The sequence below is a fragment of the Candidatus Phycosocius bacilliformis genome (assembly GCF_003112735.1).
GTDB classification, from domain to species: Bacteria; Pseudomonadota; Alphaproteobacteria; order Caulobacterales; family Aquidulcibacteraceae; genus Aquidulcibacter; species Aquidulcibacter bacilliformis.
Window position 1 is genome coordinate 24,372 of record NZ_BFBR01000008.1, and the last position, 20,522, is coordinate 44,893.

Genomic DNA, 20,522 nt, shown 5'->3' on the forward strand with positions numbered 1-20,522 from the left:
CTCGTTAAGGCTGTTTTGGTAAGCATTCTCGCATGGCTTTGAAGATCGCTCTGCCCTTACCAGGCCTGCTGAAGTTCGATCCAGTGACTTTGGCCCAAAACCGCGCACGCTTTCAGGCGTGGTGGGACGGCGAGCCTGTTCCTGATCTTGAGCTGATCAAGGCCGACGTCGAGGCCCAAAATGCGCCAGGCCGGCTTGATGCCAAACATCGCAAAATTTATATCGCCGCCAGCAATATCATCTGGGGGTCTGGCTGTACTTTCCCCACCTCGCTTGATCTGGTGACTCAATTAGGTAGTGCGGTCGGGGCTAAAAAAGACTTGCACATGGCTGTGATCGGGGCCGGAGCTGGCCTCATTAGCACCACCTTGATGGAACAATTTGGCGTCAAATTGACTGTCTATGAGGCTGAGCCAGCAACACGTACATTGGCGGCAAAAACAGTCAAAAAGAGCAAGCAACGCAAAAATTATACGGCAAAGCCCCACACTGGCCAATTGGCCAGCCTTGCCGAACGCCAAGCAGATCTTGCAATGTTGCTGTATCAGGGCGGCGGCGCGGATAAAGCGGAGCGGGGCGCTTTTTCCATGTTGCGTCTATTGAAACCGGGCGGTCAAGCTGTTTGGTTTGACCTCTTCGCCAAGGATGAAACCCAAGTCCCGGAGCTGGCCAAAGGGATTGAAAATCGCAGCTTTAGCTCTTTGGAGGTCTTCAAATCGGCCACCGAGGCGGCGGGATTGACCTGGGTTTCCAATACAGAATGTGACCTTAACTTCCTTGCCGCGATCACCTCGTCTTGGGCGGCGGTCGGCAAAGAGTTTGACAAGCGCCAAGCTGCGTTGATCAAGTCCGGCGGACAGCCTGCTGCGACCCTTGCCTTGCATTCAATCTTGACGTGGAAAGCCCGCGCCGCCGCTGTCCGAGCTGGTCAGTTGACTGCTCGCGCAATTGTTGTCGCTGCACCATAAGCCGCTCGGGCAGCCTTGAGTTTCACCGCAAGGCTTTTTCCCTTAGGCATTCACCGCAAAAGCATCGCCCAGCGCATCAGCAAGGCTGGAACTTGGTGTTTCTTTAGCGGCATCTGGACTTACCTCTGCAGGCTTGGCGATGGTTGTCGGCGTCGCCTCATCCTTGGATGCAGGGGTTGCTTTAGTGGCCGAGATCTTGCCTTTCTTGGCGGGCTTGTCGCTTTGAGTTTTGGCCTCAAGGTTGGCAGCCTCGATTGAGGGGCCAGCAAGAGGATCGGCCGACCGCTTGGAGCGGCCCTCAAACTGGCCGCCCTCTTCAATGATCAAGATGGCATGGGTCAAGTCACCATCGATCGAGCCGGTGGTCGCCAACTGGATCATGCGCGCCCGAACATCGCCGGACACTTTGCCTCGCACGGTCGCGATCTCGCTGATGACATTGCCTTTGACTTCACCATTCTTGCCCACAATCAATGTGTCACAGCGCACATCGCCAATCACGATGCCTTCGATATGAATGTCGCCGGGCGATGACATTGATCCACTGACCACAGCGCCTGCAGCCACAACAGAGGCGGCAGGCTTCGGGGTTGGTGCAACGACGGCAATGGCTGGGGGCTCATTGCGCGGGGCAGGGCTTGCGAAAGGTTGCGCATCCACAAAGGTGTCTTTGGGTTTGGAATTCCAAAAGGCCATGGCTTTATTCCCTTGATAGGAGATCACTGGTTCTTCTTGCCGAACAGACTGGCGGGCGCAACACCCAAAATCCTGTTTGGGGTGCATTCCGACGGGTATTACCCCAATTCTTTCACAGCCTTCATCACTGCTTCAGCATGACCGGGGATTTTTACTTTCCGCCAGATGTTCGCAATCTGTCCATTTTTATCGATCAGGAAGGTTGTACGTTCAATGCCGAAATATTTCCGCCCATACATGCTCTTCTCGACCCACACGCCGTAGGTTTCGCACACATTGGTGCCAAAATCGGATGCCAAGGTCACGCTAAGATCATATTTTGCCCTAAATTTGTCGTGGCTTGCGACCTTATCCTTGGAGACACCGATGACCTCGCATGACAGGGACCTAAAGGTTTCAATGTCTTGGCTGAACGCAATGGCTTGGCTGGTGCAGCCTGAGGTGTCGTCTTTTGGGTAAAAATACAGGACAACACTCTTTCCTTTCAAACCAGACAAGGTCACGCTTGATCCGCCGGCAATCGGCATGTCAAAATCAGGGGCCATTTGGCCGATAGCTAACTCGCTCATGGTGCTTAATCCGATCCGTTCTCGCTTGAAGCGCTTTGGGAAGGCAGATAGGCCTGCGCCCGACGGCTTGCAAGCTGCTGAGGGGCCACCTGAAGGGCAGAGCGTAAATCCTGGCGCAGCAAGCTCTAAGCAGCCGCGTGGTAAGCGGCATCGCGCCAAAACCAAGGCTGTCGAAGAGCCGATGAGTGGGGTCTCGGGCCGCAAGCGGACCAAGCGACCCTTGAAGGCCACCCGCCATTCGCGCTTCTTGATGGAAAGTGCCACCGTCGCCATCGTCTTGAGCAGCCTGTTTGCCAGTTATTTGGCCTGGCGGTTGTCGATCGGGACAATCTCGATTTCGGCCACAACGCCTTATGTGGAAGATGTGCTGAGCCGACTGGTTGGTGGGACAACTCGGATCGGATCGCTGCGATTGGGTTGGGACCGTGAAGCCCGTGACTTTGTTGTTCTGGCAAGCCAAATCACCGCACGCACCGATCAGCGTACCTCTCCCCTGCGCTTGGGCCAGGTTGATTTGACACTGGATGCCCCCTCGCTTCTAATTGGCAAAGCGGTGGTCAAACAGGCCAGTCTTGCCGGAGTTGAAGCGGTATTGGTGGTCGATCGTGAAGGGCGGACCGCCTTTGGCTTCGGGTCAGCTGAAGAAGTGCTGGCTTTGCCCCGCATTAAGGGGGCAGAAGGCGGCCTTGCCCGAATTCTGAAAGCCACGCGTCAGGCTCTTGACCCTGCGGGTCAAGCCGGTCGGGTCGCCCAAGTTGTCTTGCGCGAAGCCCGTTTGCAACTGATCGACCCGGACAGTGGTCAGCGTCTGGTGTTGGAGCGTGCCAGGGCGGGCCTGTTCCGTAATGATGCTGGTATTGTTACGCTGCAGGCCTCGGGCCAAGTCCGCAACGCCCAAAGCAGCATGAATGTCGCTATTGCTGCACCGCCAGATCCCCGGCAGGGCCTTGTGCTTGTGACTCAGGTTGCAGGCATGCGGCTGAGCCAATTGCCATTAAGCTTGCGCGGGGAGCGTTTGAGCGAATTGGCAAGCTGGACAAGCCCTTTGAGTGGCCGGGCCATGATGCGCTTGACCCCGGAAGGTAGCCCCATGTCTATCATGGGAGATCTTCGATTGGGGCAGGGTCGTGCTGGTGGCATCGGTGTTAATTTGGTTGAAGGCAGTGGCGCGTGGGCGCGCGATACTGGCATCATCCGGCTTGACAGACTGAACATCAAAAGTGACCGCATCGAGGCTTCTGGTGTCAGTGGGCAGTTTTTCCCGGCCAGTGCAGGACGCCGCCGCATTGAGTTTGCCGCAGAAAGCTTTGCTGCCCGATCTCCCGCGGCTGGGTCGGTTCAAGGGCGCGGTGCCAGCGGTAAGCTGATCTTGTCGGATGACTTGCGGATCGTTTCGGCAGACATGACCGCCAAGGGCTTTGGTCTCGCACATGCCAATTCTACCACAATCACACTTTTGGACGCGACTGTCGGCTTGGTAGCGGCGGGGCCAGCCGGGCGCATGAAGGGCGATCAATTGTCCTCTGTCTTGGCTGGTGGCCAGGTCCGCATGACTGCACGATCAACTGGGTTAGCACTGTCTGACAAGGTCGGTGGGTTTGGCACAGGTGGGGGCGTTGACATTGCATTGGTTCGGGCGGGCGCTGGGGGTCCGTGGGAGGCTCAAGCCAGTCTGGCCAATTTGAATCTCGCAGGTCGCGGTCTGGCGATCCCACAGACCCGTGCGCGCGGATTGTCTTTAGCTTGGCGCGGTACTGACGCCTTTGGTGCCGGTGAGATGGCGGTCCAGATTCAGGCGGCAAGCACCACACAAACCGGTGTGCGTGGTCTGGGTCTTGCCGGATCGTCCATGGCACTTTCCTTGACGCGCACACCCGACGCCAATTTGCTCATCAATAGACTGGAAGCCGACAGCTTTGCCTTTGTGAATCCGATTGTGTCATTGGCAACCGGGTCGGTTACTTTGACTGGCCGGCTTGGACCCGAAGGCTTGACTGGCGCGACATTGAAAACGCCACAACTCACGTTGACCAACCCCGCCCAGCTCGCCCGACCTTTTGTCGCCACACAAGTGGATATTGCGGGCGATGTGGTGCCGAAGGGTGTTCGCCTGTCGCATGTTCACCTCAACCATCGCGGTATCGATGCTGTCGGCCAGGTCGAAGTAGGCCTTTCTCGGCGCGGGTCAGCCAAAGTCTTTGTCGACACCGCCATTGATGGCGAGATTGATGTGCATTCATTGATGGCCGCGTGGCCGCGCGCTTTCTTGCCCGATGTCCGAAATGCGATTGAAGATGTGGTTAAGGAAGGAATTGGCAAAACCGACCGGCTGGTACTGCGCGTTCCAGAAGGCTTGATGAAGGGCGAAACGGGTCCCGATGATATGATCGACCTGGACTTCACAGTCCGCGATGCCACCGTACAATATCTTCCCCAAATGACTGCCTTGACTGAGCTTTCTGGTCGGGCAGAGCTGACCGGCAGCAGTTTCTCCGTCGCAGTCGATCACGGCAAACTCGCTGATCTGACTTTAACCAATTCCCGTTTTGCCATCCCCAAGTTCATGCCGCGCGAAACCTTGGCTGAGGTGGAGGCCAAAGTATCGGGCTCGGTTGCAACCATGGTGGCTGAAGCTGATCGTGAACCCCTTCAGTTGCTCTCCAAAGCACAGTTTGATCCAACGCGCCTTGATGGAGAAGGCAATCTAGATTTGCGCTTGGCCATCCCGCTTTCTGCCCGCCTGCGACCTGAACAAGTCAGCGTGCAAGCGCGGGGACAATTTGAACAGGCCAGCCTTCAAAACGCCTTTGCCGGACTGGAGGCCAATGACGGCACCGTCGCGCTTAAAATTGACGATGGTCGAATTGAAGTTACGGGGCAGGCTTGGCTCGCTGGCAATCCATTTGATTTCACCTGGCGATCAGAGCCAGGCTCAGCTGGACAGACTGGAACCCAGGTCAAAGCCGACGGCAGGGTCGATTTGGCCAGCCTCAACCAGATTGGCGTAGACGTCACGTCCTATGCCACCGGCCCCGTCCGATTGCGGATAGATGCGCGCGCACGCGGCCCCCAATTTGTCGAAGCCGACCTTGATGCAGATCTAACCTCGGCAATCATGAAGGTGCCAGGGGGGTTGTGGGCCAAGCCTGAGGGCAGCGCCGGCCAGGCAAATGCGCGTGTTGTGACCCGGACTGGTGGTGGTTGGCTTGCCAATGATGTCCGCTTTGACGCCCAAGGTGCACGCGTCCGTGGCGGTCTGGCATTGTCTGAGCAGCTTGATCTCGTGGCAGCTGATTTTACCGATATTGCCATTGATCGAACGGCTAATCTGGCTTTGGAAATTCGTGATGATGCCGAAGGTCTGCATCTGGCGGCTCACGGCGCGTATCTCAATCTCAGCCCGTTTTTGGTCAAGCGCGATGTATCTGAACGGACCGTCCAATTATTGAAGCGCCCGGTGTCGCTGGATGCCACCATTCAAAGGCTAGAGACCAGCCCCTCATCGGGTCTGGACCAGGTGCAAGCCAGGCTCTTGCGGGATACGGCGGGCTGGCGGGAGTTGGCCTTGACTGGTCAATCGCTCACCGGTGCGACGCACGTCATGATGGTGCCCCAGGTTGACGGGCGACGCACCATCACCGGTACGCTCTCCGATGCAGGGTTCTTTGCAGGTTTGCTCTATCCCGGCGCGCCACTTCGCGGGGGAACAGGCTCGATTGAAGGCGAATTGCCAGGGTTGGGCCCCGCGACGGACATGACGCCACAAGAAGGTCGCTTGATGGTTGCCATCAAGGACATTAGCTACATGCAATTGCCCCAAAGCCCAGTGATTTTTGATCAGGTACGTCTGCCCATGCGGCTGACAGGCGGGATTATCTCACTGCGTGAGGGAAAGGCGGACGGCAGTGCCTATACATTAAAGGCCTCTGGCTATGTTGATCTCGACGATGGCAAGCTCGATATTCGCGGCGTGGTTACACCTGGTGGCCTGAACCGTGCGCTGGGAGACGTGCCTTTGTTTGGCGGCCTTCTGGGGGGCGGGCAGGACGAGGGATTGGTCGGCGTAACATTTTCGGCCAAAGGTGATCTTGCAAATCCCAAGCTGCGCACCAATCCGATTTCGGCACTTGCGCCGGGCTTTTTGCGTCGATTGTTCGAGACTGAAGCCCCACTCGAGCCGCCACCAAAGCTAAAACCAGCATCGATCCCGACCTTACCGCCACCGGGCGCTGAACCGGGACCAGGCCTGCCCCCTCAGCCTCGCCAATAAGTGACGCGGCTTTCTGCTTGCGGGCGCGGGCGCTCTACCAACGGCTCGTTTGTCGTCCCCAGATAGATGAGACCAGCAAGCTTTTCGTGAGGCGAAAGCCCCAGAATTGCGAGCGCATCGCGGTCGTACGAAACCCATTCGCTGAGCCAGCAGCCGCCATAGCCAAATCCTTGAGCGGCAAGGAGGAGGTTGTAACAGGCCGCACCTGCTGAGAGAACCTGCTCCCACTCAGGGACTTTTGGACTGTCCACAGGGGAGGAAACCACGGCAATAACAACAGGTGCACGCAGAAAGCGCGCCTCTTCCTGGGCCAAACGCTGTTCATCGCTCAGCCCGTCGCGAGTCCGCAGCAGATTTGCCATCGCGCTGCCTAAATTGGCCCGGTTATCTCCCTCAAGAACGATGAAGCGCCACGGTCCCAGCTTGCCATGATCGGGCACGCGCGCGCCGATCCGAAGGATGGCCGAGATCGTTTCAGCGTCTGGGCCCGGTGCCTCCAGATGAGCGACTTTGGTTGAACGGCGCAGTGCCAGACGCCCCAGAAAGTCTGCATCTGGCTTGGGGGTCGGCACAGTATCGTTTTCAAGTGGAGCAGGCGGGAGGGTGCGAGGGCTAATTGTCATGACCAACAGACATAGAGGATAGTGACGAGGTTTGCATCGCCTTGTGGAAGGAAACATGCACCATGGCTGTAGAAGAAACCAAGGCGGATCCATTCCAGATTACCGCCCGCCGCATCGTTTATGAGAATGCTTGGATCACAGTGGAGCATCAGGATGTGGTGCGGCCTGACGGCAAACCCGGCATTTATGGCATTGTACGCTTTGCCAATCGTGCTGTTGGTGTGTTGCCGATCGATGATCAGGGCTATGTTTGGCTGGTTGGTCAGTACCGCAGGCCTTTGGCAGCTTGGTCTTGGGAAATGCCCGAAGGCGGGGTTCCCCACGACGAGGATTTGATGGCAGGTGCGCGGCGTGAATTGGAAGAAGAAACCGGATTGAGGGCCGCTCATCTGATACGGGTGCTCGACCTCGACTTGTCGAATTCTGTGAGTGATGAAACCGCAACATGTTTTGTCGCGTATGGCTTATCACAGGGATTGGCCGCGCCAGAGGGGACTGAGATTTTGAGCCAGCGCCGAATTCATTTTTCAAAACTGATGGAGGAGGTTGTGACGGGAGAAATTCGTGACTCCTTAACGGTTGCAACTGTCTATCGGACTTACCATCTAGTTCACACAAACCAATTGCCAGTGGTGCTCTCCCAAGCCATGCTGGCCATGCCGGAGGGAGATTGATCATGGCAGGCATCAGCTTGGAACTTGTCGGCGGGATTGCATCGGGTCTCAATAATGTGTGGAGTCATTTGCGGATCGAAGCAGCCACGGCTGCAGCAGAAGAACCTTTGCTGGCCAGCTTGCTCAACGCCTCCATCCTCAATCACCCCAGTTTTGATGATGCGCTGGCCTATATTCTTGCCCAAAAGCTGGGCGGGGCGGATATGAATGCGCTTCAAATGCGTGAAGTCTGCATGCAGGCTTTTAGGGCAGATCCTGGCATCGTGCGCAGTGCGCAAGCTGATGTGCGCGTAATCAAGCTGCGCGATCCTGCCTGCCGCACCTATTTGCAACCCTTCCTTTATTACAAGGGCTTTGCCGCTTTGCAGGCGCATCGGGTCGCCCATCACCTGTGGGCCACCGGGCGGGAAATGATGGCCTTCCACCTCCAAAGCCGCGTGGCTGAATTGTTCCAAGTCGATATTCATCCAGCTGCGCGTCTGGGTGAAGGCATTTTTATGGATCACGCCACGGGCATTGTCATTGGCGAAACCGCCGTGGTCGGTGACAATGTTTCCATGCTGCACAATGTCACTTTGGGCGGGACTGGTAAGGAGGGCGGCGACCGCCATCCCAAGATTGGTGCTGGCGTGCTGATCGGTGCGGGCGCTAAAATCCTTGGCAATATCAAGGTGGGTGATGGCGCACGTGTGGCTTCAGGCTCGGTCGTGCTCCATGAGGTTAAGCCTGGTTGCACAGTGGCAGGTATTCCGGCTCGGCCCGTTGGCGGGCCTTGCTGTGAAAATCCGGCCGAAAGCATGGATCAGGTGTTTGACGTCGCCACCTTCGACCCAGGGCTGTAATCGGCCCTGGACGCCGCTGATCTTCGGTGTTGTCAGCCTCTTAAGGCGTTGGCGATGGTGGTCACATTATGGGTCAGCATAGCGATGCTGGTGGCCGCGGGGCCATCTGGACCTGATAATGCGTCGGCATAAAGCCGGCCCCCCAAACGAGCCCCGCTTTCACGCGCAATTTCGCCCATGAGGCGTTCATCCCCCGGTCCTTCGATGAAACAGGCTGCGGCATCGGCTTGGCGTATCTGGTCAATCAGGCCTGCCAGCGTCTGGGCTGAGGGTTGGGTGCCACCGGCTAGATCTGAGACGGCCAGAAACTCAAGACCAAGTTCACGCCCAAGGTAACGGAAGGAATTGTGTGGCACGACCAGCAGAGTTTTCTGTGAGCTTAGGGTGGCCAGCGCGCTGCTTGCGGCCTCCCGCGCTGCCGCAAGTTGCTGAACAAAATCGACAAACCGGCCACGAAAAGCCTCGGCCTTATGTGGCCAGATTTCGCCATAGCTTTTGGAGATCGTGCGGGCATAGCGCAAGAGCCCGTCAAAACTCTGCCATGTGTGAGGGTCAGGAATAGTGCCTTGGACCAGGATTGGCGCAATGCTTTCTGAAGCCTGCACGATCGGGCCGCGATAGCCAGTGCTTTCGGGTAGGCGGGCAACCCATCCTTCCAGCTTAAAGCCAACATGGATCACCAAGCTTGCTCGCTCAAAACCAACGAGATCTTTCGGGCTTGGATCATGATGATGGGCGGATTGGTCCGGGCCGATGATTGAGCGAACCTCAAGATCATCTCCGCCAATGGCCTGCGCCACGTCGGCCAGAACCGACATGGAGGCAATTACCAGCGGTCGGTCGCTCTTGGGCTTGGGCAGGGGGGTGGCATTGCCTGCCGGTTTGCAGCCGGCCATCAACATGCCGCCTGCCAAAAGGGTCAGCAGGTCACGTCGGGCGGGGCGCATATTTTCTCTGTCCCCACTGTCGGGCAAGCAACGAACCGTTGCTGCCCATCAAGGCTGAAATCAAGACCAATGCCACAAGGCAGGCAACAATGGCTGCCCCGACCGGGGCGGCCAGATGGAAGGATGCCAGTAATCCTGCAATCACCCCGCCAATACCAATCAGGCAAGCGGCTCCGATCATGCCAGGAACGCCCTTGGCCCAGAACCGAGCGGCAATGGCAGGCAGAATGATCAACCCAATGCTCATCAATGCGCCGAGGGCATGAAACGAGGCCACAGTCGACAGTCCCAGCAAACCAAAGAAGATGCCCTGCGCCAGAGGGCCGGCCCACACCGGCCCACCCGATCGGCGCAAGAATTGCGGGTCCAGCGTATCGATCAGCAAGGGCCGATAAATGATGGCAAGGCCGATGGGCACCAGTATTGCAACGGCAAGAGCCAGCCCAAGCGCCAGATTGTCGATCGCCAAAGCCGCACCAAAAAGCAGCCGATCAAGGTCAATCACCCCACCACCCAAACTGGCCAGCATGACCCCAACCGCCAACGCGCCGAGGTAAAAGACTGCAAAGCCTGCATCCTCTGGCAGACGCAAAAGTCGACTGGCGGGCCCGGCAGTCATAAAAACAAGGCTGCCGGTAACTGCTGCGCCTAACGTGATGAACAAGGTGCTGCCCCCACTGAGCAGGGCTGCTGCTGCTGCCCCCGGCAGAACAGCATGGCCGACGGCATCACCTACCAAGCTCATGCGTCGCAACACCAGAAACACGCCCAAGGGTGCCCCAGCAATGGCCAGAGCTATGCCTCCCAGTGCGGCCCGGGTCATGAATTCATACTCAAGAAAGGGGGTCACAAGTGACAGAATAAACCCATCCACGCCTTTAAGTCTTTCGGTTCAGGGTCAGGCCGAAGGGGCAAGGCCATTTACCGGGTAGAACGGCTCGTTTGCCCTGTTCGCCCGGTTCAGGCTATCGCGCGTCAAAGGCTGGTCATCGTTGCGGCGCAAGATGGCACCAAAGCGCGACAACTCCCACCAGACCGGAAAACGGCGGGCGCACTCAAGATCATGCAAAGCGGCAATGACCGTGCGGCCTTCACCAGTCCAGTGGTGGATCATGGCCAATAGTTGGCTTTCGGAAGCAGCGTCGACCGCCGAAAATGGTTCATCCAAGAGGATCAAGCCACAATCTTGAACGGCTAGGCGGGCAAACAGCGCCCGCTGCAACTGGCCACCTGACAGATTGGCGACCAATTGTTGCTGCTGATCGATCAGCCCCACGGTTTCAAGTGCATGATCAATTCGTTCCTGATCATGACGACACGGACGGCCAAACAACCCCAGCCGCCCCCACAATCCCATGGCGGCAAGATCGCGCACACTGATGGGGGCTTTGGCCGACAGGCTGGCAGATTGTGGCAACCAAGCGATGCCGCGATGACGCCGGTTATTGGGTTGCCACGTGAAGCTGCCGCGCAAGCCGGCTTGTTCGCCTGCCAGTGTCCGAAGCAGGGTGGATTTGCCCGCACCATTCGGGCCGATTAAGGCGACGGCGCTGCCGGTTGGGATCTCTCCTCCTATGCCTGCCATAATCAGTTGGCCTGGATAGCCAATAGATAAATCGTCTAAAATCAGACTCATGGAGCATTTTCCTGCGAGGGAATGTGAGATAAGATTGGCCTGTCACTCAAAAACATTGGCCAGCTTGGCTTTGCCTTACTCCCAAACCACACAAAAGCGAAGCGAAAATGTTACATTATTACATTGCGTGGTGGATAAGTCTGTCGCCCTTGCGCGAGACGGGCTGACGGCGCTAGCCTTTTGGAAACCGGACACGGCACCCCACTACCAAGCCGCAGAACACCGGGTGTATGAGGATGCGACAATGTCGATGGATGGCGTGGAACTCAATTCTGCCAATGGGCTGACCTATCCATGTGGCGAACCGCCACCACCAGGTGCCGTCAAGGCGGTGGCAGAGGGTGTCTATTGGGTGCGCATGCCACTGCCCTTTGCGCTTAAATGGATCAATCTCTGGCTTTTGCGCGATGATGATGGTTGGGTCATTGTAGACACTGGCGTCGCGACAGAAGAAAGCCGTCTGCACTGGCGAGCGATTTTCGATCAAGTCCTTGAAGGCCTGCCGGTCAAGAAAGTCCTGATCACCCATATGCATCCAGATCATGTTGGACTGGCGGGCTGGATTACGCGTAAATTTGGTGCAAGCCTTTGGATGTCGCGGCTTGAGTATCTCACATGTCGGACCCTGGTGGCTGACACCGGTCGCGAAGCCCCAGAAGCCGGGGTCGCGTTTTACCGCGCCGCAGGTTGGGACGAGGATGCTCTTGATACTTATCGCATTCGGTTTGGCGGTTTTGGTAAAGCCGTGTCGCGTCTACCTGATGCTTATGAGCGCTTGGGCGATGGTCAGCATATCGTGATTGGTGGCCGGGTCTGGCATGTGGTGACCGGATGCGGTCACTCCCCCGAGCATGTGTGCCTGTACCAGCCTGAGCTGAAGCTTCTCATTTCGGGTGATCAGGTGTTGCCGCGAATTTCGTCCAACGTGTCAGTGTTCCCAACCGAGCCCAATGGCGACCCTATGACGGACTGGATCCAGTCCTGCCACAAACTTAAGGACTTGATTGATCCTGACGTTTTGGTTTTGCCTGCCCATAATGAACCTTTTTTGGGGCTGCATAAGCGCCTGGATGACCTCATCGACAATCATGAAACCGCGCTGCGGCGGCTGGCGGATTGGCTGGTTACGCCTCGGCGGGTGGTGGAGTGCTTCTCACCATTGTTCAAGCGGCCCATCTCCGGGGAGGTTTTAGGCATGGCGACGGGTGAGGCACTTGCCCATCTCAATTGTTTGATCGCACGCGGAGAGGCCGTCCGCGAGACGGCGACAAATGGGGTCCATCTCTATCGGCAAGCCAGCTGATCAATTTGCAATGACTGCGTCCTACTGGCTGCGTGGGGCCGAAGCCGGAGCTGTTTGATTGCCTGTCGGCATGGGCGAGGCGGCGGGCTCGGCTGAAGTTGGCTGATTGGCTGTTTCCTCAGCCGTTAAAGCCGGTGGACCTCCAGGCTGATCGGCACCCGCGGCAATCGTAACATTGAATATTGGTGGCGGGCGCCTGCCGCGTTGCAAATCCTCACCAATCGTAATCACCGAGCTGCCACCATTAAGGCGCGCGCGATAGACTTGGATATTCTCCATCACCCGCTGCACATAATTTCGAGTTTCGGCGAAGGGAATTTTTTCCACCCAGTCAATAGCGGTTTCAAGATCGGTTTCTCGAAACTCCCCATAGGTTTGAACCCATTGGCGCGGCCGGCCCGGACCTGCGTTATAGGCAGCTGCTGCCATCACATAGGAGCCGTAGAAATTATTGACGAGGTCAAACAAATGCGCCGAACCCAAGGTGACATTGTGGCTGGGCCGGCTAATCAGCCAGCTGGTATCATGTTCCAGCCCCATCTTGCGGGCTTGGCTGGCAGCCGTTGCAGGCAGGAATTGCATCAAGCCACGCGCATTGGCTGACGAAACCGCCCGCGTATTGAACTCACTTTCCTGGCGGGTGATGGCCAATGTGTAGGCATCTTCAATCTGGCCATAGCCAACCAGGCGCGGGATTGGCATGAGCGGGAAGGCAGCTTCTGTCGCTAAAATTCCGCGATTGAGACCTGCTTTGGCCACCCGCATCGCCACCGAGGGCTCATCTTTCGCACGCGCATATTCAGAGAGGGCCTGATGCTCGCCCTCGGTATCGAGTTCATCGTCAAGCGCCATGGCAAATTGGCGGAAAAACTGGTTTTCACCCGCATCCGACAACAGATTGATGATGGCCATCATGGGCCGCGCGTTAAGGCGTGCGCGATCTGCCTCACTCGCCAATCGTTCGGGCGGCAGCGTCAGGCGGGCAATCTGTCCCTGGGCTTGGGCGACTTTCACGGCCGCCAATTGTCCGTAATAGAAAGTGGGGAAGGCGGCCGCCGCACGGTAATGGGTTTGGGCCTGTTCAGTCTGTTGCAAAGCCTCTGCAGTGCGCCCCAGCCAATAAAGCGCGCGGGCACGCGATACCGGTGTCCGCACCACACTTTCCAACCGTTTGAAGTGCTGCAAGGCCACTTCAGGCTGGTTGAGGAAGCGCAACGCCACCCAACCCGACACAAACTCACCATCTGCAAACCGCTCGCCACGCGCATAGCCATGGGTGGAGGCGATCCGATAGGCCGATTGCCAGTCGCGCGTCACAATTGCCTCATTCAGCAAGTTACGCCGCTCAGTCCAGATCAGGTCCTGGCCGGGCTCTGGCAGGCCACGGGAGTCAATCTGGGTTAACAAGGCCAAGGCCTCCGCGCGCCGACCGTTCTGACGCAGATTGCGCACGCGCTGATATTGAATGCCGCGATCATCTAGACTGGCACCTGTCAAAGTGACCGTCTCACCGGTTGCGATCCCAACCCGACGCTGCGCCGTGAGACGGCCAGTTTCACTCATCAAAGGCCATAGGGGTCGCGATTGAGTAATCCGGTCAGTCCACAACAGAAAATCTACGCGCGCATCATGATCCTCCGTGGTGAGTTCGCCACCAAGTCGGGTCAGATAGGCGGCTTGAGTCGCGCTATCGAGACGGAAATTGCGCCAACCATCTGATAGATAGCGCCGGGCTTTATCCCGCTCACCAAGCGAGAACAGCACGGACGCCAATTCAAGTTTGCCTTCTCCGGAGATCGGACCTGCATGATCAAGGCCCTGTTCATGGCGTTCTAAAAAGGCACGCTTGTCTGCGAGGCTAAGCGAGGTCAGAGCAATGCGCTGCTCGGCCCTTATACGGATGAGCTGGCGCTGAGGGAAAAAGGGCAATTGGTCGAGGGCACGGCGTAATTCCTCAAAACTTGCTGGATTGGAATCAGCGGTCGCCAGCCTCCACAGCAAGAGGTTGCGGATACGCATATCCGTCGTGGTTGCGATGGTGGTTCGCACACTGCCCCAATCACCGCGCTCAGCGGCGCGCAAGGAGGATTTGAGAATGTCGATTGGCGTTGTCGGAGCCAAGGCGACTGCGGGGTTTGCTGGTTTCAAATCCACGGGGACAGGAACAGGGACAGGAACGGGGACAGGCACAGCTACAGGCGGATTTGCAGGCAGCAAAGCAGGGGGTGGCACGGTTGCGGGTTGCACAGGTTCTGCAGCAGCTTGGGTGATAACCAGTGCTGGTACGGTGAGCAAAGCCAATCCCAATCCTGCGAGGGGCCGGCGGGTTTTGACCTTGGTCCGATCTAGGGCACGCATATCAAATCTACTCCAGAAACGATTAATCGCCGGGGGAGGGGCTGTCGTCTTGTGGTGGGTTCGGGGTCAATAATCCAATTTAGAACGCCCCATGGGGTCGGATCAGTGCGGCTGTTTAACCAGCATCGCCCAGAGAACCTAGACCATGGCCTGAAAAAATCCACGCGCCATACGCGGGAAAAAGGGGGAGATTGCCTGCCCTAGGGCCTTGCATCCGTCACAATTGCAGACAAGAAGGGCTGTCACGAACCACTCAATTTTCAGTTAGGCCCACCACGCTATGACGGTTTTCAAAGGCGTTTACACAGCTCTGATCACGCCGTTTCGCAACGGCGTCGTCGATGATGCTGCCTTTCAGGCCCTGATCGAGCGGCAGATCGACAATGGCGTCCATGGCATTATCCCAGTTGGCACCACCGGGGAAAGTGCAACGGTGGACGATGCCGAGCATTGGCATTTGTTTGATTTGGCAATCGAAGCCGCGGCTGGTCGTGTGCCGGTTCTGGCGGGATGTGGATCAAATGATACCCAAGCTGCCATTCGCCACATGCAGGTTGCCAAGAAGGCAGGGGCTGACGGGGCTTTAATCGTGGCACCCTATTACAATAAGCCAAGCCAAGCTGGTCTGATCGCCCATTTTAATGCCTTGGGAAATGCGGTGGACCTGCCGATTATGGTCTATAATATTCCCGGCCGCACCAATGTGGACATTTTGCCTGACACCATGGCCGAAATTGCCAAGCATCCCAATGTGGTGGCCTTGAAAGATAGTGCGGGGGATCCCTCGCGCACGGCCCTGCATTTGGCGCGCATCAACAAGCCGTTTTCGATCTTTGCCGGCGATGATAATCTGGCTTTGGGGTTTGCGGCCTATGGCGCTGTGGGCTGTGTGTCGGTTCTGTCCAACATCATGCCGCGCGAATGTGCCCAATTGCAGAACCTGCTGGCTGCCGGTGAGATGGTCGAGGCCCGCGCCCTGAACCAGCGGCTTGACCCTTTGCAGCGTGCTTTATTCCTTGAGCCCAATCCGGGCCCTGCCAAATTCGCCATGGCAACCTTGGGACTGTGCGCAGAGGATTTGCGTCTGCCATTGGTGCCGCCGGTTCAGGCCACACGGGTTGCAGTCCAAACGGCGATGATTGCTGCCGGGGCCTTGCGAGGCACATAAGCGCAATGCGTCCTGAACAACCCCGTAAGCTGATTGCCGATAACAAGCGCGCGCGCTTTGATTACTTCATAGAGGATGTCTATGAGGCAGGCTTGGTCTTGAGTGGGACCGAGGTCAAAAGCCTGCGGGCGGGCCGCGCCAACATTGCCGAGAGCTATGCCAGTCCTGAAGCTGGTGAGGTTTGGCTGATTAATTCCTACATTCCAGAATATGGTCCGGCGAGCCGCTTCAATCATGAACCACGCCGCAAGCGCAAACTTCTGCTGCGCCAGCGTGAAATCAATAAGTTGTTCGCCGCGGTCGATCGCGAAGGTCGAACCGTGGTCCCGCTGAAACTCTATTTCAATGACCGCGGCATGGTGAAGCTGGAACTGGCGCTGGCGAAGGGCAAAAAGGCCCATGACAAGCGCGATACGACCAAGGAACGGGAATGGAAACGCGAGCAGGGTCGCCTGATGCGGGACCGGGGATAGGTCGATGACCGGCTGGCTCGATCGCTTCTATCGCTTTTTCACCGAGATGGATTCGACCGCGGCGCGCGCGGTGTGGGTTGCCTTCATTTTGTTTTCGATTGCCGGGGTTGTGCTGACCGCTGGCATGATGTTTGTCGATCTCGACCAAGGCAGCATCGCCCAATTTCTGCGCGGCCTGCGTGATGTATGGTGGGCCCCGGTAGCAGTGACTGCCACTTTTACCACCTTGGCCTTTATTGGTGCGCCCCAAGTTGTGCTGATTGCCGCGACAGTGGCGGTCTTCGGCCCATCTGAAGGCATTGTGCTCAGCTGGATTGCCACCTTGGTGTCCGCTTTGGTGGGCTTTGCCATGGGCCGGGTCGGAGGGGCAGCCGCCCTCAAGAAATTGCTCGGTGGGCGGGGAACCCGTGCCTTGAGCTTCATTGGCAAGAATGGTCTGTTGGCCAGCCTCATCATCCGCTTGGTCCCATCAGGCCCCTTCATTGTCTGCAACATGGCTTTGGGTGCCGCCAAAGTGCGCTTTCTGTCCTTTCTTGGCGGCACAGGCATTGGCATTCTGCCAAAAATCTGTCTGGTCGCCTTTGGAGCCCATGGCCTGGGTGAAGTGCTCAAGGGTGAAAACCAAGGTGCCATCTGGTTTTTTGTCGCCGCCATCGCGCTTTATCTGGTGCTGGTGCTGGTGGTGCGCCCGCTTCTCAATCGGCAAGCTGCACAACAAGGCCTTGATTGAGCTGAAAAACTGAATTAATTTGCCTTTTGAGAGGCTCATCAACCACCCATGCGCAAGTTTTTTCCTTTCGGTCGTATTGAGGCGCAAGATTTTGCTGCATTCCTGCGCAATGGGCAGGAAATTGCGGCTGCGCACTATGATCTGGTCCAGCGGGCTGGCGCGCTCATGGTGGACGCGGGGCGACTTCATCTAAAGCTAGCAGGGCTGCTTATCAGCCCTTGGGCGCGCAAGGGTCGCTAGGCCAGATGGTCGGGTGACGGCGCTCAGGGGATCTGAAGCCAATGTCATCCGGGGCGGGCAGTCGATCATAGTCTGCCAGAAAGCCCCTTCAAATCATCTCAAAATCAGGCCAAGAAGCATCATGACCCAAGCAATTCGCATATTTGACACCACCATGCGCGATGGCGAGCAATCGCCGGGCGCGTCTATGAGCCATGCTGAAAAGATCGAGCTGGCCAAATTGCTCGAAGATATGGCTGTCGATGTGATTGAGGCGGGCTTCCCCATCGCCAGTCAGGGCGATTTCGACGCTGTCCATGCCATTGCCCGCACCATCAAGAACAGCACGGTTTGTGGGCTGTCACGCGCCGGTGCCAAGGATATTGAGCGCTGTGCCGAGGCCATAAGGCCTGCCCCGCGCAAGCGCATCCATACCTTCATTTCCACGTCACCCATCCATATGAAGCACAAGCTGCAGATGGAGCCTGACGCCGTACTTGAAGCCATCCACGGCTCGGTTTCCTTGGCGCGCAATCATACCGACGATGTGGAATGGTCGGCCGAAGATGCCACGCGGACCGAGCGGGATTTCCTGTTGCGGGCGGTTGAGACCGCCATTCGGGCCGGGGCCACCACGATCAATCTGCCTGACACAGTGGGTTATTCCTTCCCCAGCGAATATGGCGCTTTGTTTGCCGATGTCATCGCCAATGTGCCCGGTGCCGATGAGGTGATTTTCTCTGCCCACTGCCACAATGATTTGGGCTTGGCGGTGGCCAATTCCTTGGCCGCCGTTCAAGGCGGGGCCCGCCAGATCGAATGCGCCATCAATGGCTTGGGAGAGCGGGCTGGCAATGCGGCCTTGGAAGAAATTGTCATGGCCCTGCGGGTTCGCGGCGACGGCATGCCATTTACCACGGGTGTTGACGCCACCCGCCTGATGATGGCGTCAAAAATGGTGAGCCGCATCACGGGTTTCCCGGTCCAATATAACAAAGCCATTGTTGGCAAAAATGCCTTTGCCCATGAAAGCGGCATCCACCAGGACGGCATGCTCAAGCATGCCCAGACCTATGAAATCATGCGCCCGGAAGATGTTGGCCAAGGGGCGACCAATCTGGTGATGGGCAAGCATTCAGGTCGCCATGCCTTCAAGGACAAGCTGCGCGACATGGGCTATGAATTGTCCGACAACGCCTTCCAAGATGCCTTTGCCCGCTTCAAGGCATTGGCTGACCGCAAGAAGCATGTCTATGACGATGACATCATTGCGCTTGTGGATGATGCGGCTGCCCATTTTGACGATGCGATTAAAGTGGTGCGCCTGCGGGTGGTGGCTGGAACAGACGGTCCACAAACTGCTGAAATCGATCTGGAAATTGATGGCAAGCCCGCGTGGACGACCCAGCGCGGTAATGGCCCGGTCGATGCAGTCTTCAATGCGATTTCAGTGCTTGTGCCCCATCAGGCTGTGCTCGATCTTTATCAAGTTCACGCCGTCACCGAGGGCACTGATGCTCAAGCTGAAGTCTCGGTTCGCTTGAGCGAGCATGGCCGCATTGTCACGGCACGCTCTGCTGATGCTGATACATTGGTGGCATCGGCCAAGGCCTATGCCAGCGCCTTAGCGCGCCTGAGGGCCAAGCGCGAACGTGGCGAAGACGCCCAAGCGGCGGGTTGAACTGTCACCTCGGAACAATCGCCTCGACAAAATCTTGAAACTCGGCCGGTGGTGGGACCGATAGGGTCAAGGCCGCCCCGGTCTGCGGATGGGCCAGTGTCAGCGCCAATGCATGCAGCATGAGGCGCGGGCACGGCTTACATGCAACCACCATCAGGCCGCCATATTTGCTGTCGCCTGCCAAAGGATGCCCAAGGGCAGAGAAATGAGCGCGGATCTGGTGCATGCGGCCTGTGGCTGGGGAAACCTCCACCAAGCTCGCCACGCCATTGCTGGCCCGCACATTGTAAAGGGTGAGTGCCTGTTGGGCGTCGGGATGATCCGGCGGGCAGGGGACCATCAGGTCAAGCCCCGCTGAAGTCACTTTGCGCAGAGGCAAGTCAATCGTGCCGTGGGTGTCCGCCATGTGCCCACAGACCAGCGCCAAATAAGTCTTTTGCGTCGTCCGTTGCGCGAATTGGGCAGACAAATGGGCCGCTGCAGGGCTTGTTTTAGCCACGAGGATCAGGCCCGACGTCTCACGGTCGAGACGATGCACCAATTTGGGTTTGCGGCCTTTGCGTGTGGCCAAGCCCCACAGCAAATGGTCGAGGTCGCGCCGCACCCCCGACCCCCCTTGCACACTGAGGCCAGAGGGCTTGTTGAGCGCGAGCAGCGCCTCATCTTCATACACCACCAGACCACGCAAAAACGCCTGATCATCGGGGCTAATCCTTGGGACCAGCTTTGGTTTGGGCAGGCGATGGGGGCGGCGGGGATGAACCATGGCTGCTGACTAGCCCAGGCGAGCCTTTTCAAGCAAGTCGACCATGGCGGCACGGGTCGCCGCCGCACTTATGCCACAGGCCTCAATCTCCCCCTCGATCAGGCCGTCACTCAACCGCTCCAGCGTCAGGATCAGCAACAAGGCTTTGGTTGGATCAAGCGCTGGAAACCGAGCCATGGCTGCCGCCATCTGGCTCTGGCGTGAGTGCGCCCGCACGCGGGCAACCTCTGCCTCCCGATTTGTCAAATACCGCAAGGCACGGCGGAACAGGCGGTGGCTCGCGTGATGGCGCAACAGCACATCGACCATCTGATCAGGGCTGGTCGCCGATGACAGGGCCTCGTTCTCTTCCTCGGCCCATAAGCGATAGACCGCCAGAAAAATCGCCAGCTTGTCAGCAAAGTGGCGATAGAAGGTTTGCGGCGCAAAGCCCGCACGCCGGGCAATGGCATTGGTGTGGGTTCCTTCAAATCCCTTTTCGTTAAACTCCAAACGGGCTGCTGCGATCAGGCGCTGTGCTCCTTGTTTGCGATCCGTCATGTCGCTCATAGCTCCCTTGCTTCGGGTCCAACTTGACATCAAGTGATATTGATATCACA

General features: G+C 57.6%; 19 protein-coding genes. 10 read left to right on the top strand and 9 right to left on the bottom strand.

The window, feature by feature from the left end; genetic code table 11:
- The first annotated feature begins 32 nt into the window (after window positions 1-32).
- A complete protein-coding gene (locus tag PbB2_RS12460) occupies window positions 33-968 on the top strand; it encodes a hypothetical protein (protein WP_108985664.1) in 936 nt (311 codons plus the stop codon).
- Window positions 969-1,010: 42 nt separating this feature from the next.
- Here the strand turns inward: PbB2_RS12460 and PbB2_RS12465 are convergent, their stop codons facing one another.
- Together PbB2_RS12465 and PbB2_RS12470 are read right to left on the bottom strand one after the other, a co-directional pair.
- Entirely contained in the window at window positions 1,011-1,664 is a 654-nt protein-coding gene (locus PbB2_RS12465) for a polymer-forming cytoskeletal protein (RefSeq protein ID WP_192576324.1), read from the bottom strand.
- A gap of 98 nt (window positions 1,665-1,762) precedes the next feature.
- Complete coding sequence (locus PbB2_RS12470) at window positions 1,763-2,233, bottom strand: peroxiredoxin (RefSeq protein ID WP_108985784.1); 471 nt, start codon at window positions 2,231-2,233, stop codon at window positions 1,763-1,765.
- On the opposite strand from PbB2_RS12470, the gene PbB2_RS12475 reads away from it, so the two are divergent.
- Window positions 2,232-6,503, top strand: a complete 4,272-nt coding sequence (locus PbB2_RS12475) for a YhdP family protein (protein ID WP_192576325.1) — start codon at window positions 2,232-2,234, stop codon at window positions 6,501-6,503. The genes PbB2_RS12470 and PbB2_RS12475 overlap by 2 nt on opposite strands.
- On the opposite strand, the gene PbB2_RS12480 is transcribed toward PbB2_RS12475, so the two are convergent.
- Window positions 6,488-7,126, bottom strand: a complete 639-nt coding sequence (locus PbB2_RS12480; RefSeq protein WP_108985667.1) for a nitroreductase family protein — start codon at window positions 7,124-7,126, stop codon at window positions 6,488-6,490. The two genes, PbB2_RS12475 and PbB2_RS12480, sit on opposite strands and share 16 nt — an antisense overlap.
- A 62-nt stretch (window positions 7,127-7,188) precedes the next feature.
- Here PbB2_RS12480 and PbB2_RS12485 point away from each other — a divergent pair, with 62 nt between their 5' ends.
- Together PbB2_RS12485 and cysE are read left to right on the top strand one after the other, a co-directional pair.
- Window positions 7,189-7,800 carry an NUDIX domain-containing protein gene (locus tag PbB2_RS12485; protein ID WP_108985668.1) on the top strand — a complete coding sequence of 204 codons (612 nt, stop codon included), beginning with the start codon at window positions 7,189-7,191 and terminating at the stop codon, window positions 7,798-7,800.
- A 2-nt stretch (window positions 7,801-7,802) separates the two neighbouring features.
- Entirely contained in the window at window positions 7,803-8,642 is an 840-nt protein-coding gene (cysE, locus tag PbB2_RS12490; RefSeq protein WP_108985669.1) for a serine O-acetyltransferase, read from the top strand.
- 32 nt (window positions 8,643-8,674) lie between these two features.
- On the opposite strand, the gene PbB2_RS12495 is transcribed toward cysE, so the two are convergent.
- The 3 genes from PbB2_RS12495 to PbB2_RS12505 form a co-directional block, all read right to left on the bottom strand.
- Window positions 8,675-9,589: a metal ABC transporter solute-binding protein, Zn/Mn family gene (locus PbB2_RS12495; RefSeq protein WP_108985670.1), complete on the bottom strand. Its 915-nt coding sequence runs from the start codon at window positions 9,587-9,589 to the stop codon at window positions 8,675-8,677.
- Window positions 9,570-10,412: a metal ABC transporter permease gene (locus PbB2_RS12500; protein ID WP_145959880.1), complete on the bottom strand. Its 843-nt coding sequence runs from the start codon at window positions 10,410-10,412 to the stop codon at window positions 9,570-9,572. The genes PbB2_RS12495 and PbB2_RS12500 overlap by 20 nt, the downstream gene beginning before the upstream one ends.
- Window positions 10,413-10,487: 75 nt before the next feature.
- Window positions 10,488-11,225, bottom strand: a complete 738-nt coding sequence (locus PbB2_RS12505; protein ID WP_108985672.1) for a metal ABC transporter ATP-binding protein — start codon at window positions 11,223-11,225, stop codon at window positions 10,488-10,490.
- A 244-nt stretch (window positions 11,226-11,469) separates the two neighbouring features.
- Here PbB2_RS12505 and PbB2_RS12510 point away from each other — a divergent pair, with 244 nt between their 5' ends.
- On the top strand, window positions 11,470-12,528 hold the full coding sequence (locus PbB2_RS12510) for an MBL fold metallo-hydrolase (protein WP_108985673.1): 1,059 nt from the start codon (window positions 11,470-11,472) through the stop codon (window positions 12,526-12,528).
- 21 nt (window positions 12,529-12,549) lie between these two features.
- Here the strand turns inward: PbB2_RS12510 and PbB2_RS12515 are convergent, their stop codons facing one another.
- On the bottom strand, window positions 12,550-14,886 hold the full coding sequence (locus PbB2_RS12515) for a lytic transglycosylase domain-containing protein (protein WP_192576326.1): 2,337 nt from the start codon (window positions 14,884-14,886) through the stop codon (window positions 12,550-12,552).
- A 280-nt stretch (window positions 14,887-15,166) separates the two neighbouring features.
- Here PbB2_RS12515 and dapA point away from each other — a divergent pair, with 280 nt between their 5' ends.
- The 5 genes from dapA to PbB2_RS12545 all read left to right on the top strand — a co-directional run bounded on the left by dapA (window position 15,167) and on the right by PbB2_RS12545 (window position 19,157).
- The gene (gene dapA, locus PbB2_RS12525; RefSeq protein WP_108985676.1) at window positions 15,167-16,054 is read left to right on the top strand and encodes a 4-hydroxy-tetrahydrodipicolinate synthase; all 888 of its coding nucleotides are present in this window, start codon (window positions 15,167-15,169) and stop codon (window positions 16,052-16,054) included.
- A 5-nt stretch (window positions 16,055-16,059) separates the two neighbouring features.
- Window positions 16,060-16,527, top strand: a complete 468-nt coding sequence (gene smpB, locus PbB2_RS12530) for an SsrA-binding protein SmpB (protein WP_108985677.1) — start codon at window positions 16,060-16,062, stop codon at window positions 16,525-16,527.
- 4 nt (window positions 16,528-16,531) lie between these two features.
- Entirely contained in the window at window positions 16,532-17,257 is a 726-nt protein-coding gene (locus tag PbB2_RS12535; protein WP_108985678.1) for a TVP38/TMEM64 family protein, read from the top strand.
- 48 nt (window positions 17,258-17,305) lie between these two features.
- Window positions 17,306-17,497 (top strand): hypothetical protein, encoded by a 192-nt coding sequence (locus tag PbB2_RS12540; RefSeq protein WP_108985679.1) that lies wholly within the window; start codon window positions 17,306-17,308, stop codon window positions 17,495-17,497.
- Window positions 17,498-17,618: 121 nt separating this feature from the next.
- A complete protein-coding gene (locus PbB2_RS12545; protein WP_108985680.1) occupies window positions 17,619-19,157 on the top strand; it encodes a 2-isopropylmalate synthase in 1,539 nt (512 codons plus the stop codon).
- Window positions 19,158-19,161: 4 nt separating this feature from the next.
- Here the strand turns inward: PbB2_RS12545 and PbB2_RS12550 are convergent, their stop codons facing one another.
- Both PbB2_RS12550 and PbB2_RS12555 read right to left on the bottom strand, forming a co-directional pair.
- A complete protein-coding gene (locus PbB2_RS12550) occupies window positions 19,162-19,923 on the bottom strand; it encodes an RluA family pseudouridine synthase (protein WP_108985681.1) in 762 nt (253 codons plus the stop codon).
- 9 nt (window positions 19,924-19,932) lie between these two features.
- On the bottom strand, window positions 19,933-20,472 hold the full coding sequence (locus PbB2_RS12555; RefSeq protein ID WP_238165004.1) for a TetR/AcrR family transcriptional regulator: 540 nt from the start codon (window positions 20,470-20,472) through the stop codon (window positions 19,933-19,935).
- Window positions 20,473-20,522: the final 50 nt, after the last annotated feature.